The following is a 13,097-nucleotide window of genomic DNA, read 5'->3' as shown; positions in this document are numbered from 1 at the left end:
CAGGGTACGGACCCGGGCACAGACGCCTCCGGGCTCAGGCGGAGACACCGCCGTCGATGACCAGATCGGCACCCACCGTCGAGGCGGCGTCGTCGGAGGCCAGGTGGAGCACCGCGGCGGCGACCTCGCGGGTCGAGGCCACCCGGCCCAGCGGGGACTCGCCCTTCATCCGTACCGCGCGCTCGGCCTCCGTCTCTCCCGGGCGCAGCGACATCGAGGTGTCCGAGGCGCCGGGGCTCACGGCGTTGATCCGCACCCCGTCCTGGATGTGGTCGAGTGCGGCGGCGCGGGTCAGGGCGGCGACCGCCGCCTTGGAGACGGCGTAGCCGGCCGTGCCGGGACGGCGGGTGTGCGCGCCCAGGTTGGAGGCGATGTTGACGATCGCGCCGCCGCCGTGGGCGCGCATATGGGCGATCTCGGCCTGGAGGGCGAGCAGGACGCCGGTCACGTTGATGTCGATGAGCGTGTGCCAGTCCTGCTCGGGCAGGTCCGCGAGGGGCGCGCCGCCCCGGAAGACGCCGGCGTTGTTGACGGCGACGTCGAGCCGGCCGAAGCGCTCCACGGTCCGCCGGACGAGCCCGGCGACCTCCCCGGAGCGGCTGACGTCGGCGGTGAAGGCGGCGGCGGTGCCGCCCTGGGCCTCGATGAGGGCGACGGTCTCGTCGAGCGGGGCCGCGGTGCGCCCGGCCACGACGACCGAGGCGCCCTCGGCCGCGAAGGCGAGGGCGATGGCGCGACCGAGGCCGGAGCCGGCGCCGGTGACGAGGACGGACTGGCCCTGGAAACGAGCGGACATGGTTCACAACTCCGTGGGTGTCGGGACTGCTTGGGCGGTCGGCCGGCCGGCCGTGCGGGTCGGCCGGCCGGGCCGGTCGGGTCGGTGGTGCGGGTCGGCCTGCGGATCTTTTCTTGACCGAGCGTTCCAGTATCGAGTCATGAGAAGAAGCCCCCGCGGGGGCTTGCTCCACGCGCCACGGGCCGGTGCCGTCCGGCCGGTGTGCCGGTGTGCCGGTGTGCCGGTCCGGCGGTCCCGGCGGGGGGGTCTCAGTTCAGCAGGGTGAGCGCCTGTTCCGTCGCGTCCCGGACCCGGGTCGGGTCGGCGGACGCCTTGCCCACCACCCGGATGCCCTGGAGCAGGACCAGCAGCATCCGGCCCAGGGCGTGCGGGTCGCGGTCCTCGGCGAGCTCGCCCTGGGCCTGGGCCCGGACGAGCGCCGAGCGCAACGGGGTCTCGATGTGCTCCCAGCTCAGCTCCACCCGCCGGGCCATCGCGCCGTCGTGCGGGGCGAGCTCGGTCGCCGTGTTGGTGACGAAGCAGCCCCGCAGGCGCTTGCCCTCGTCGGTGGCCTCCGCGGCGAACCGCCGCACCAGGGCCCGTACGGCGGGCAGCGCGGGCCCCGGCTGGGACAGCTCGGTCAGCAAGGCCCCGTCGCGCCCGTGGCTGTACCGGTCCAGCGCCTTCAGGTACAGCTCGTGCTTGTTGCCGAAGGTCGCGTAGATGCTGGCGCGGCCGATGCCGAGGTGCTCGACGAGGTCCGCCATGGACGTCGCCTCGTAGCCGCGCCGCCAGAACAGCTCAAGGGCCGACTGGAGCGCGGCGTCCGGATCGAATTCCCTGGTCCTTGCCACGACCGGAACCCTAGATCGTTCTGGAACGATCGGTCAAGCAATGTCAGGCGGTACGGACGGGGAAGACCGTCACCGACACGTCCTCGTCGTCCAGGCAGCGGCCCGTCTCCAGGTCGAAGCGCTGCTTGAGCAGCGGCGAGGCCACGAACGGCCGGCCCGCCGCCGAACCGATGAGGCCGCGCGAGAGCACCTGGGCCCCGGTGAACGGATCGCGGTTGTCGATCGCGTACCACCGCCCCGCCCGGTCCTGGAAGAGCGCTGCCTGCCTGCCGTCCGGCAACAGGGCCGCCATGCCGCGGCCGGGCGTCAGCGCCGATGCCTCGCAGATCGCCAGCCAGGCGCTGTCGTGGGAGAGTTCGAGCATCATCGGGCGGTAACCCCTTCCAGAGTGAGGAACGTCAGGTCCGGCTTGATCTGGCCGCGCTCCGCGACGAACCGCACCGACGGGTCCGGCGCGTCGGGCGCGTTGACGAAGGAGACGAAACGGCTCAGCCGCTCGGGGTCTTCGAGGGTCTCGGCCCACTCGTCCCGGTAGCTCGCCACATGGGCGGCCATCAGCGACTCCAGCTCGTCGCAGAGTCCCAGCGAGTCGTGCACGACCACGTCGCGCAGGTGGTCCAGCCCGCCCTCCAGGCGCTCCAGCCACGCCGCCGTGCGCTCCAGCCGGTCGGCCGTGCGGATGTAGAACATCAGGAACCGGTCGATCAGGCGGATCAGCTCCGCGTCCGACAGGTCCTGGGCGAGCAGGTCCGCGTGGCGCGGGGTCGCGCCGCCGTTGCCGCCGACGTACAGGTTCCACCCGTTGGCCGTGGCGATCACGCCGAAGTCCTTGGACTGGGCCTCCGCGCACTCACGCGCACAGCCCGAGACGGCCGACTTGAGCTTGTGCGGGGCGCGCAGTCCCCGGTAGCGCAGCTCCAGGTCGATGGCCATCCTCACCGAGTCCTGCACGCCGTAGCGGCACCAGGTCTGGCCCACGCAGGACTTCACCGTGCGCAGCGACTTGCCGTACGCGTGGCCCGACTCGAACCCCGCGTCCACCAGCCGTGCCCAGATCGCCGGGAGCTGGTCCACCCGGGCGCCGAACAGGTCGATCCGCTGACCACCCGTGATCTTGGTGTAGAGGTTGAAGTCGCGGGCGACCTCACCGATCACGATCAGCTTGTCCGGGGTGATCTCCCCGCCGGGGATGCGCGGCACGATCGAGTACGAACCGTTGCGCTGCATGTTCGCCAGGAAGTGGTCGTTGGTGTCCTGGAGCGCGGCCCGCTCGCCGTCGAGGATGTAGTCGTTGTGGAGGCTGGCGAGGATCGACGCCACGGTCGGCTTGCAGACCTCGCAGCCCTCACCGCCCCGCGCCTCCTCGCGGCCGTGCGAGTCGAGCAGCTCGGCGTACGACGTGAAGCGCATCGTGCGGACGATCTCGTACAGCTCGCTGCGGGTGTACGTGAAGCAGCCGCACAGACCGCTCTCGGCGGGCGCCGGGAGCAGCTGGGTGATCAGCTTCACACAGCTGCCGCAGCCCGTGCCGGCCTTGGTGCACTTCTTGACCTCGGGCAGCGACGAACAGGCGCAGATCGCGCCCTTGGTGACGTTGTGGCAGCTGCAGATGATCGCGTCGTCGGGCAGGGCCGACGGGCCCAGCGACACCGGGGCGCCCGCTCCCGCCGGAAGCACCAGCTGCTCGGGGGAGACCGGCGGGACCGTCCCCGTCAGCGGCCGCAGCAGGCCGTACGATTCGGCGTCACCGACCAGGACGCCGCCCAGCAGCACCCCGTCGCCGTCGACGACCAGCTTCTTGTAGACGCCGGAGCGCGAGTCCGAGTAGACGACGTCCAGGCAGCCCTCCGCGGTGCCGTGCGCGTCACCGAAGGACGCCACGTCGACACCGAGCAGCTTCAGCTTGGTCGAGGTGTCCGCGCCCGTGAAGGTCGCGTCGGCGGCCTCCTCGTCGGCGATCGTCGCGGCCGCCGTCAGCGCCATCTCGTAGCCGGGCGCGACCAGGCCGTACACCCGGCCGTCCGAGGCGAGCGCGCACTCGCCGATCGCGTACACGGCCGGATCGGAGGTGCGGCACCGCTCGTCCACCGCGATGCCGCCGCGCTCGCCGACGGTCAGGCCGCAGTCACGGGCCAGCTGGTCCCGCGGCCGGACACCGGCGGAGAAGACCACCAGGTCGGTCGCCACCGTCGAACCGTCCGACAGCGCCATGCCGGTCACCGAGCCGTCGGTGGTGAGGACCTCCTGCGTACCGGTGCCCGTGTGCACCTCCAGGCCCATGGACTCGATCGTCCGCAGCAGCGCCGCGCCACCGCCCTCGTCGACCTGCACCGGCATCAGCCGGGGGGCGAACTCCACGATGTGCGTCCGCAGACCGAGCCCCTTGAGCGCCCCCGCCGCTTCCAGGCCCAGCAGCCCGCCGCCGACCACCGCACCGGTGGTCGCCGTCTTCGCGTACTCCTCGATCGCCAGGAGGTCCTCGATCGTGCGGTAGACGAAGCAGCCCCGCGCGTCCTTGCCCGGCACCGGCGGCACGAACGGGTACGAGCCGGTCGCCAGCACCAGCGTGTCGTAGGCGATCGTCATCCCGGAGCGCGAGGTGACCGTCCTCGCCTCGCGGTCGACCGTCTCCGCCGGGTCGTCCAGGTACAGCTCGATGCCGTGCCGGTCCATGAAGCCGCTCTCGACCATGGAGAGCTCGTCCGGGGTGCGGCCGTCGAAGTACGAGGTGAGCCGGACCCGGTCGTAGGCCGCCCGGGGCTCCTCGCACAGCACGACGACCCGCGCCCGCTCCGTGACCCCGCGCTCCGCGAGGGCTTCCAGGAACCGCTGGCCGACCATGCCGTGGCCGACGAGAACGATGGTGGGCATATCAGAAGCCTCCGTCATGGGTGAGCAGGTGGAGCAGGGGAGCGGGCGGAAGGTCCTCGTCGACCTCCCAGGCCCGGGCGAGGGCATCGACCGCGCCCAGATCGCCGAGGAGGACGCCGCCGACGAGCCGGTCGCCGCGGACGACGACCTTGCGGTACGCGCTGCGCGTCGCGTCGGCCAGCTGCACGGTGTCGTCGCCCGGCAGGGGAGTGGTCTCGCCGAACGCCGCGAGTTCCAGGGCCTCCAGGCTGAGCCTGGTCAGCGCCCGGGTCCCGCGGTAGGCCGCGTCGCCCCCGCCGAGGACGTCCGCGAGCACATCGGCCTGCTCCAGGGCGGCGCCCGCCAGGCCGTAGAGCCGGCCCTCGTGCTCGGCGCAGTCGCCGACGGCGTGGATGTACGGATCGGAGGTGCGCAGCTGGTCGTCGACGACGATCCCGCGCCGCACGTCCAGTCCCGCCTCCAGCGCCAGGCCCGTACGCGGCCGCACCCCGCAGGCGATGACGACGATGTCCGCGTCGAGCACGAACCCGTCGGCGAGCTCCACGGCCCGCACCGCGCCGGCGGCGCAGCGCAGGCCCCGCACCCGGCACTCGGTGTGGACCTCGACGCCCCGCGCCTCCAGGTGTCCGCGCAGCAGCTCCGCGGCGTTCGCGTCCAGCTGGCGCTCCATCAGGTGCTCGCCCTGCTGGGCCAGCACCACCTCGGCGCCCCGGGAGGCCAGCGCGCGGGCCGCCGACACCCCGAGCAGTCCGCCGCCGATGACCACCGCCCGCACCGCGCCGGAAGCCCCGGCGGGTTCCCCCGGGCCCTGCGCCCGGGCGGCCCGGAGCAGCGCGTCCAGGGCCAGGCAGTCGTCCAGCGTACGGAAGGCGTGGACCCCGGACGGGAGCGCGCCGCCCACCAGACCGCGCAGCGGCGGCAGCACCGGGTTCGAGCCGGTGGCCAGGACCAGCCGGTCGTATGCGACCGCCTCGCCGTCGGCGCAGTGCACCACGCGGGCCGCCCGGTCGATGCCGGTCACCCGCGCACCGCGCCGGACCGGCTCGCCCCGCGGTGAGGGCAGGGCGATCACCTCGGGCCCGTACCGGCCGGCCAGGACGTCCGCCAGCAGCACCCGGTTGTACGGGGCGTGCGGCTCCTCGCCGAGCACGGTGACGGGCAGCCGCTCGGCGAGGCGCGCCCCCGCCGTACCACCGCCGACCACCACGATCCGTGAACTCATACCCAGCAGCGTGCGTCGGCGGTGTTACCCGGCGGCATCCCGATTGTTTCCCGGACGGAAAGCTGACCTCAGCGGCTGCCGGCCGGTGCTGTGAGGGTCCCGGGAGGGGGGGAGGGGCGGCCGGTCCGAGCCGCGGCGGTGCGCGGGCCACGGCCGAGTGGCGGTGTGCGGGCCACGGCCGAGGTGGCGGTGTGCGGGGCGGCCGGTCCGAGCCCCGGCGGTGCGCGGGGAACCTCAGGGGCACCTCAACTCTTCCCCGATCCGTGGACGGCACACGCATCGCGTCCATAGGGTCGCGGGTATGCCCGACATATCGCTGACCACCCTCGTCCTGCTCTGCGCCGCCGCGCTGGTGGCGGGCTGGATCGATGCCGTGGTGGGCGGCGGCGGTCTGCTGCTCCTGCCCGCGCTGTTGCTCGGTCTGCCGCACGTTCCGGCCGCTTATGTCCTCGGCACCAACAAGGCGGTGGCCATCGTCGGCACGACGGGCGCCGCCGTGACCTATGTACGCAAGGCGCCGGTGCGGGTGGGGACGGCGGTACGGATCGGGCTCGCGGCCCTCGCCGGATCCATGACGGGCGCGTTCTTCGCCGCCGGGATCAGCAGCGAGGTGCTGCGGCCGGTGATCATGGTGGTGCTGCTGGCGGTCGCGGCGTTCGTGATGCTGCGCCCCTCCTTCGGTACCGGCCAGGAGAAGGGGCCCGTCACCCGGGCCCGCGTGGTCACCGCGATCGTGCTGGTCGGCGGCGGGATCGGGTTCTACGACGGGCTGTTCGGGCCCGGCACCGGAACCTTCCTGGTGCTGGCGCTCACCGCCGTGCTCCACCTCGACCTGGTGACCGCGTCCGCCACCGCGAAGATCGTCAATGTCTGCACCAACGCCGGGGCGCTCTCGATGTTCGCCTACCAGGGCACCGTGCTGTGGCAGCTGGCCGCCCTGATGGCCGTCTTCAACCTGGCGGGCGGCATGTTCGGCGCGCGGATGGCGCTGCGCAAGGGCGCCGAGTTCGTCCGGGGGGTGCTGCTCGTGGTGGTCTTCTCGCTCGTCGCGAAGCTCGGCTTCGACCAATGGTCCGCCTAGGACACCGGCCAAGCCCTCCGGCCGGTCCGGGCTGGTCCGGCTGGGGGCGCGGGCCGGTCCCTCCGGGGCGCGGTCCCTCCGGGGTGCGGTCCCGGCGCGGGGGCGTCCTGAGCGACAAGGCGTCCCCTAGGACGGCTCACGGACGCCGATGAGATGGGCGTACGCCACGACGTTCCCCTGGTAGCCGGTCCTCCGGTCGAAGCCGCCGCCGCAGGTGATCACCCGCAGTTCGGCACGGTCGGCCTGTCCGTACACCTTCCGGTCCGGAAAGGCGTCGTTGTCGTACACCTCGATGGCGTCCACCGTGAAGACGGCCGTCCGGCCGTCCGTCCTGACCACCTCGACGCGGTGGCCCTTCCTCAGGGCCCCGAGCGCGTAGAAGACGGCCGGCCCCTGGGCGTTGTCGACGTGGCCCGCCATGATCGCCGTGCCCCTGGCGCCGGGCGGGGTGCCGTCCTTGTACCAGCCGGCGATGTTCCGGTCGCCGGTGGGCGGTACGTCCAGGCTGCCGTCCGCGCCCAGTCCCAGCGGCATGACCGGGGTGTCGACGTCGATCTCGGGGATGCGCAGGCGCACCGGCACGGACGGCGGCAGAGGGGCGGCCGCGGCGCCGGTGTGCTCATGGGGTCCGGCCGCGAACGCCTCGGCCGCCGTCGGCACCGGCGGAGTGACGTCCGCCGAGCCGTTCTGGACCAGCCACAGGCCCACGCACGCGGCCGCGGCTATGCCCCAGCCCTTCCCCTTGGTGTTCACCGGGCTGCTCATCGGCACCGCTCCTGAGGGCCTGACTGCGGGTGGGGGCCTTCCCGTCGGGGGCCCACCGGGAGGTGGTCTCCCCACCCCCGCCGCGGTCTCGGGGACCAACGCGGCGGGGGCGGGGAGGTACGGCGGGTGACAGGGACGGACCCCGTCAGCTGTCCTGCGCGCCGCTCGCCCGGCGGCGCAGGAGCCAGGCCCCGCCGACGGCGGTCGCGGCCAGCACCGCCGCGCCCGCCGTGATCTGGGTGGTGTCCGGGCCGACGCTGCCGCCCACACCGGTCCTGACGTGGCCGCTCGGGCCTCCGCCACTCGTGGCCACCGTGATGGTCCCGGCGGCCGTCTTGCCGTTGTCGCAGGTCACGTCGGTGCGATAGTGCCCCGGCCGGGCGTGCTCGGGCACCCGGAACCGGCCGACCGCCACGTCCTCGTGGGCGCCCTTCGACAACGTGTACTCCTGCACCCCGAGGTCCCGCGCGTCTCCGACGCCCCTGCCCTCGCGGCCGCAGGCCGTGGTGTTCACCGTGACGGTCGCGCCGGGGCCGGCGGAGGAGGGGTACACCTCCAGTGCCTCGGAGCGCCCCTTGGCGTGCGTGCCGGAACCCGTGCCGGAGCGGGCGCCGGAGTCCGTGCCGGACTGCGTCCCCGCGGATGAGTCGCCATACGCCTCCGCGTCCATGTCCGCGTCCGCGTCCATGTCCATGTCCGCGTCCATGTCCGCGTCCATGTCCGCGTCCGCATGCGCGTCCGTGTCCGTCTCCGACCGCGTGTCCGCGTCCGGCAGTGCGTCCGCAGGCGTCTTGGAGCGCGCCTCGGCGCCCGTCCCGGTCCCTGTCCCTGTCCCGGTCTCCGTCCCGACCCGCGTTGCGGCCGGGGGATCGGACAGCGGGTCGGGCTCGGCGGCGTGCGCGGCCGCCGGGCCGAGGAGGCCGAGCGACACGAGCGCCAGCGCGGTAGCGGTGAGCAGGCGGGCGGTCGTGCGCATGGGGTCCTCCGGGGCGCGCTTCGGGCGGTTGCCGTGACGTCGGGTGTCCTTGTCTCCGAGGTAAGGCCCGCGCTGCCCCCGCCGCATGCTGATGAGCCATCAGATGGCCCGGCATCCCATGGCGTGTCGTCCTGGCGGGTGGGCTTCCGCGCAGGTCAGCCCTGGTATGCGGGATCACAGGGCACGCCGTGCCCGAACGGGTGACGTGGGTGACGCGAAGCGCCCCCGGACGGCCTGCCCCGACCGGCGACCGGCGACCGGCGACCGGCGACCCGCCCCCGCCCGACGACTGCCCGGCCCCCGCCGGGCGGCCCGCCCGGATGACGGCCGGCCCCCGCCCGGCGGCCCGCCCCTACCTGATCGCGGCCCGGCCCCCGCCCCGTCGGGCGTTCAGTCCTCGATCAGACGGCGAGGGCCGGGCCCGTGCGTGGCGAGTTCATCGGCAGGGTTGGACAGGACGCAGCGGTCGAGCGAGAGGCAGCCGCAGCCGATGCAGTCGGTCAGGTTGTCGCGCAGCCGTTGCAGGGTGCGGATGCGCCGGCCCAGGTCCTCGCGCCAGCACTCGGAGATGCGCGCCCAGTCCTCGGGGGTCGGCGTGCGGTCCTCCGGGAGCAGTCCGAGGACCTCCCGGATGGTGGCGAGCGGGATGCCGAGCCGTTGCGAGGTGCGGATGAACGCCACCCGCCGCAGGGTGTCGCGGCTGTAACGGCGCTGATTGCCCGTGGTGCGCCGGCTGCTGATCAGTCCCTCGCGTTCGTAGAACCGCAGCGCGGACGGGGCGACGCCGCTCCGTTCGGCCAATTCGCCGACGGTGGCTTCCTTGGCGTTCCAGGCGAGATGCGTCATGCGCTCCAGCGTAGCTTGACCTGAACCTTGGTTTAAGTACGAGGCTCTTGTCCATGGACCTCACCGCACCCGGGGCGACCTACCCCGGCACGCCCCCGTTCCCCCCGGCGCCCCTGAAGCTCGCCGTCATCCTGGCCAGCAACCGGCACGGCCGCTTCGCGCCCGTCATCGCCGAATGGTTCCTCCCCAAGGCCGAGAAGCACGCCGAGTTCACCGTCGACGTGATCGATCTCGCCGACGCCGACCTGCCCACCGCCCTCTCCCACGAGCCCGCTCCCGAGGTGCGGGCCGAGCTCGCGAAGGTCTCCTCCCGGCTCGCCGACGCCGACGCCTTCGTCGTCCTCACCCCCGAGTACAACCACTCCTTCCCCGCCGGCATCAAGAACCTCATCGATTGGCACTACACCCCGTGGCGCGCCAAGCCCGTGGGCTTCGTCTCCTACGGCGGGATCTCCGGGGGCCTGCGCGCCGTCGAGCAACTGCGCCAGGTCTTCGCCGAACTGCACGCCGTCACCGTCCGGGACACCGTCGCCTTCGCCAACGCGGGCGCCCTCTTCGACGAAACGGGCCGCCACAAGGACCCCGACGCGGCCGACGCCGCCGCCACGACGATGCTCGACCAGATCGCCTGGTGGGGGTATGCCCTGCGGGACGCCAAGGCCGCCCGCCCCTACACGGCCTGAGGCGCCGCCGTGCTCGCACGGCCGCCGGCCGCCCGGCGGGGCCGCCCGCGAGACCCTGTGACGCGGGCGGGCCGCGTCGTCGGGCGGGGACGTACGAGGAGCCGCCGAGGGCGGGAGGGCGTACGCCCTTCCGCGCGCCGCCCCGTTCGCGGCCGTGGCCCGAGCGGGGCGCGCGAACGGGGGCGGGGACGGTACGCGGTACGGCATGGTGGGACCGGGGGCAGGGAACCCGCGGAACGCGGCGCCGGGCTCCCGGAAGCCCCCCGAGCCCTACGGGCCCCCGACCACGAGGGAGACGAGCGTGACCCTGGCCCTGACCGTACTGACCACGACCGACAGCGCCGAGAAGGCGGAGGAGCTGGCCCGGGGCGCGGTGGAGGCACGGCTCGCCGCCTGCGCGCAGATCTCCGGTCCCGTCACCTCGGTCTACCACTGGCAGAACGCGATCGAGACGAGCGAGGAGTGGCAGGTGTTCTTCAAGACGACGGAAGCCTGCTACGAGACGCTGGAGGCCCACATCGTCGAGGCGCACGACTACGACACGCCCGAGATCATCGCCCTTCCGGTGGTGCGGGGGAGCGCGGCCTGTCTGGCGTGGATGGCGGGGGAGACCTCGGCGCGGAGCGCCGGGTGAGCGGGCTGCTCTTCTCCGCGTAAGGGACGCCGCGGCCCGGCGACCACCACCGCCTGCTCCTGTGCCCGTACCGCCGGCCTCGCCGCCCCGCACGGCATGAGCGCGAGCACGGGGGCCGGCTCAGTCGGCCGCGTCGAGGGGTGCCGCCCGATCGGGCACCGTTTCGCCCGCCGCGGCCTCGGCCGGAACCGCTTCGAGACGCACCGCGCACACCTTGAACTCCGGCATGCGCGACGTGGGGTCCAGCGCCGGGTTGGTGAGGGTGTTCGCGCGCCCCTCGCCCGGCCAGTGGAACGGCATGAACACGGTGTCGGGCCGGATCCCGGTCGTGAGCCGGGCGGGCGCGACCGCCCTGCCGCGCCGTGACACGACGGCGACCGGCCGGCCCTCGGCGATGCCCAGCCGTTCGGCGAGCCGGGGGTGCAGCTCCACGAACGGCCCCGGCGCGGCGGCGTTCAGCTCGGCGACCCGCCGGGTCTGGGCCCCCGACTGGTACTGCGACACGACCCGTCCGGTGGTCAGGACGACCGGGTACTCCTCGTCCGTCTCCTCGGCCGCGGGCCGGTGGGTGACGGGGACGAACCTGGCCCGCCCGTCCGGTGTGGCGAACCGGTCGAGGAAGAGACGCGGAGTTCCGGGGTGGCCGGGCTCCGGGCACGGCCAGAAGACCCCGTCCTCCTGTGCGATGCGCCGGTAGGTGATGCCGGCGTAGTCGGCGGGGCCGCCGGCCGAGGCGCGGCGCAGCTCGTCGAAGACCTCCTCCGGGTCGTCCGGGAAGCCCTTCTCCCAGCCGAGCAGCGCGGCGAGGGCGTTCAGCACCTGGAGGTCGCTGCGGACCCCGTCGGGCGGGGAGAGCGCCCGGCGGCGCAGCAGGACCCGGCCCTCCAGGTTGGTGGTGGTCCCGGTCTCCTCCGCCCACTGCGTCACGGGCAGCACCACATCGGCGAGTTCGGCCGTCTCCGACAGCACCACGTCCGCGACCGCCAGGAAGTCGAGCGATGCGATCCGCTTCTCGATGTGGGCGGCGCGCGGGGCGGAGACGACCGGGTTGGACCCCATCAGCAGCAGGGCCTTGATGTCACCGCCGAGCGCGTCGAGCAGTTCGTAGGCGCTGCGGCCGGGCCCCGGCAGGGTGTCGGGGTGGACCCCCCAGACCCCGGCGACATGGGCGCGGGCCGCCGGGTCGTCGAGCTTGCGGTAGCCGGGCAGCTGGTCGGCCTTCTGGCCGTGCTCGCGGCCGCCCTGCCCGTTGCCCTGGCCGGTCAGGCAGCCGTAACCGGACAGCGGCCGGCCGGCCCGCCCGGTCGCCAGGCACAGGTTGATCCACGCGCCGACCGTGTCGGTGCCCTTGGACTGCTGCTCGGGTCCCCGGGCGGTCAGCACCATCGAGTCGGGCGCGTCGCAGAACATCCGTACCGCCTCGCGCAGCTGTGGCACCGGAACGCCCGTGATGCGCTCGACCAGCGCCGGCCAGTGGGACATGGCGGCGGCCCGGGCGTCGGCGAAGCCGGTCGTGCGGTCGCGGATGAACGCCTCGTCGGTGCGGCCCTCCGCCACGACCAGGTGCAGCAGCCCGAGGGCGAGGGCCAGATCGGTGCCGGGCCGGGGTGCCAGGTGCAGATCGGCCTGCTCGGCGGTGCGGGTGCGGCGCGGGTCGACGACGATGAGCCGCCCCCCGTTCTCCTTGAGCTCGGTGAGGTAGCGCAGGGCGGGCGGCATGGTCTCGGCGAGGTTGGAGCCGACGAGGATCACGCACCCGGTGCGCGGGATGTCCTCCAGCGGGAACGGCAGGCCCCGGTCGAGCCCGAAGGCCCGCTGGTGGGCGGCGGCCGCCGACGACATGCAGAACCGGCCGTTGTAGTCGATCTGGGAGGTGCCGAGGACCAGCCGGGCGAACTTCCCGAGCGCGTACGCCTTCTCGTTGGTCAGCCCGCCGCCGCCGAACACGCCGACGGCGTCCTGCCCGTGGCTCTCGCGTGTACGCCGCAGCCCGTCGGCGACGGCACGCAGAGCCTCCTCCCAGGTGGCCGGTTCGAGCCTGCCTGTGGCGGGGCGTCGGATGAGCGGCCCGGCCAGCCTGACCTGGGAGGAGAGAACCTGGGGTGCGGTGCGTCCCTTGCCGCACAGGGCGCCCCGGTTCACCGGGAAGTCCGTGCGTTCCACCACCTCGACGCCCACGTCGCCGCCCGGACCGGTGGGCCGGAGGTTCATTCCGCACTGCAGGGCGCAGTAGGGGCAGTGGGTGGAAGTGGTGGCTGGGAGCATGCCATCGAGCGTGCGCCGGTCGTGTTACGAGGACGGGCACGGCTGATTACGTACCCGGTACGTCCGGCTCCGTCGGGGCCCCGTCCCGCGGTGAGGCGACCGCGCCCGCGGCGGGCGTCCTCCGG

Annotated in this window: 12 protein-coding genes; 3 read left to right on the top strand and 9 right to left on the bottom strand. The window is 73.8% G+C overall.

What is annotated here, in order from left to right; all coding sequences use genetic code 11:
• Window positions 1-34: 34 nt before the first annotated feature.
• The 5 genes from PUR26_RS13195 to PUR26_RS13175 all read right to left on the bottom strand — a co-directional run bounded on the left by PUR26_RS13195 (window position 35) and on the right by PUR26_RS13175 (window position 5,722).
• A complete protein-coding gene (locus PUR26_RS13195; protein WP_329872322.1) occupies window positions 35-796 on the bottom strand; it encodes an SDR family NAD(P)-dependent oxidoreductase in 762 nt (253 codons plus the stop codon).
• Between the two features lie 248 nt (window positions 797-1,044).
• Window positions 1,045-1,629 carry a TetR/AcrR family transcriptional regulator gene (locus tag PUR26_RS13190; RefSeq protein ID WP_329872321.1) on the bottom strand — a complete coding sequence of 195 codons (585 nt, stop codon included), beginning with the start codon at window positions 1,627-1,629 and terminating at the stop codon, window positions 1,045-1,047.
• Window positions 1,630-1,672: 43 nt separating this feature from the next.
• A complete protein-coding gene (gene nirD, locus PUR26_RS13185) occupies window positions 1,673-1,996 on the bottom strand; it encodes a nitrite reductase small subunit NirD (protein ID WP_329872319.1) in 324 nt (107 codons plus the stop codon).
• Window positions 1,993-4,500, bottom strand: a complete 2,508-nt coding sequence (gene nirB / locus PUR26_RS13180) for a nitrite reductase large subunit NirB (protein ID WP_329872317.1) — start codon at window positions 4,498-4,500, stop codon at window positions 1,993-1,995. Before nirB ends, nirD begins: the two co-directional genes overlap by 4 nt.
• A gap of 1 nt (window position 4,501) precedes the next feature.
• Window positions 4,502-5,722, bottom strand: a complete 1,221-nt coding sequence (locus tag PUR26_RS13175) for an NAD(P)/FAD-dependent oxidoreductase (protein ID WP_329872316.1) — start codon at window positions 5,720-5,722, stop codon at window positions 4,502-4,504.
• Window positions 5,723-6,023: 301 nt separating this feature from the next.
• Here PUR26_RS13175 and PUR26_RS13170 point away from each other — a divergent pair, with 301 nt between their 5' ends.
• Window positions 6,024-6,803, top strand: a complete 780-nt coding sequence (locus PUR26_RS13170; RefSeq protein WP_329872315.1) for a sulfite exporter TauE/SafE family protein — start codon at window positions 6,024-6,026, stop codon at window positions 6,801-6,803.
• Window positions 6,804-6,929: 126 nt separating this feature from the next.
• On the opposite strand, the gene PUR26_RS13165 is transcribed toward PUR26_RS13170, so the two are convergent.
• The 3 genes from PUR26_RS13165 to soxR form a co-directional block, all read right to left on the bottom strand.
• Window positions 6,930-7,568 (bottom strand): class F sortase, encoded by a 639-nt coding sequence (locus PUR26_RS13165; RefSeq protein ID WP_329872313.1) that lies wholly within the window; start codon window positions 7,566-7,568, stop codon window positions 6,930-6,932.
• 145 nt (window positions 7,569-7,713) lie between these two features.
• Window positions 7,714-8,544 carry a hypothetical protein gene (locus PUR26_RS13160; RefSeq protein ID WP_329872311.1) on the bottom strand — a complete coding sequence of 277 codons (831 nt, stop codon included), beginning with the start codon at window positions 8,542-8,544 and terminating at the stop codon, window positions 7,714-7,716.
• Between the two features lie 390 nt (window positions 8,545-8,934).
• The gene (gene soxR / locus PUR26_RS13155) at window positions 8,935-9,390 is read right to left on the bottom strand and encodes a redox-sensitive transcriptional activator SoxR (protein ID WP_329872310.1); all 456 of its coding nucleotides are present in this window, start codon (window positions 9,388-9,390) and stop codon (window positions 8,935-8,937) included.
• A gap of 53 nt (window positions 9,391-9,443) precedes the next feature.
• On the opposite strand from soxR, the gene PUR26_RS13150 reads away from it, so the two are divergent.
• Complete coding sequence (locus PUR26_RS13150) at window positions 9,444-10,073, top strand: NADPH-dependent FMN reductase (RefSeq protein ID WP_329872308.1); 630 nt, start codon at window positions 9,444-9,446, stop codon at window positions 10,071-10,073.
• A gap of 301 nt (window positions 10,074-10,374) precedes the next feature.
• Window positions 10,375-10,707 carry a divalent-cation tolerance protein CutA gene (gene cutA, locus PUR26_RS13145; RefSeq protein WP_329872306.1) on the top strand — a complete coding sequence of 111 codons (333 nt, stop codon included), beginning with the start codon at window positions 10,375-10,377 and terminating at the stop codon, window positions 10,705-10,707.
• Between the two features lie 120 nt (window positions 10,708-10,827).
• On the opposite strand, the gene PUR26_RS13140 is transcribed toward cutA, so the two are convergent.
• Entirely contained in the window at window positions 10,828-12,972 is a 2,145-nt protein-coding gene (locus PUR26_RS13140) for a molybdopterin oxidoreductase family protein (RefSeq protein WP_329872304.1), read from the bottom strand.
• Window positions 12,973-13,097: the final 125 nt, after the last annotated feature.

It is taken from the genome of Streptomyces sp. SP18CS02, from assembly GCF_036322365.1.
Lineage (GTDB): Bacteria > Actinomycetota > Actinomycetes > Streptomycetales > Streptomycetaceae > Streptomyces.
The sequence above is the reverse complement of the archived record's forward strand: the minus strand, read 5'-3'. Positions and strand labels throughout refer to the sequence as shown.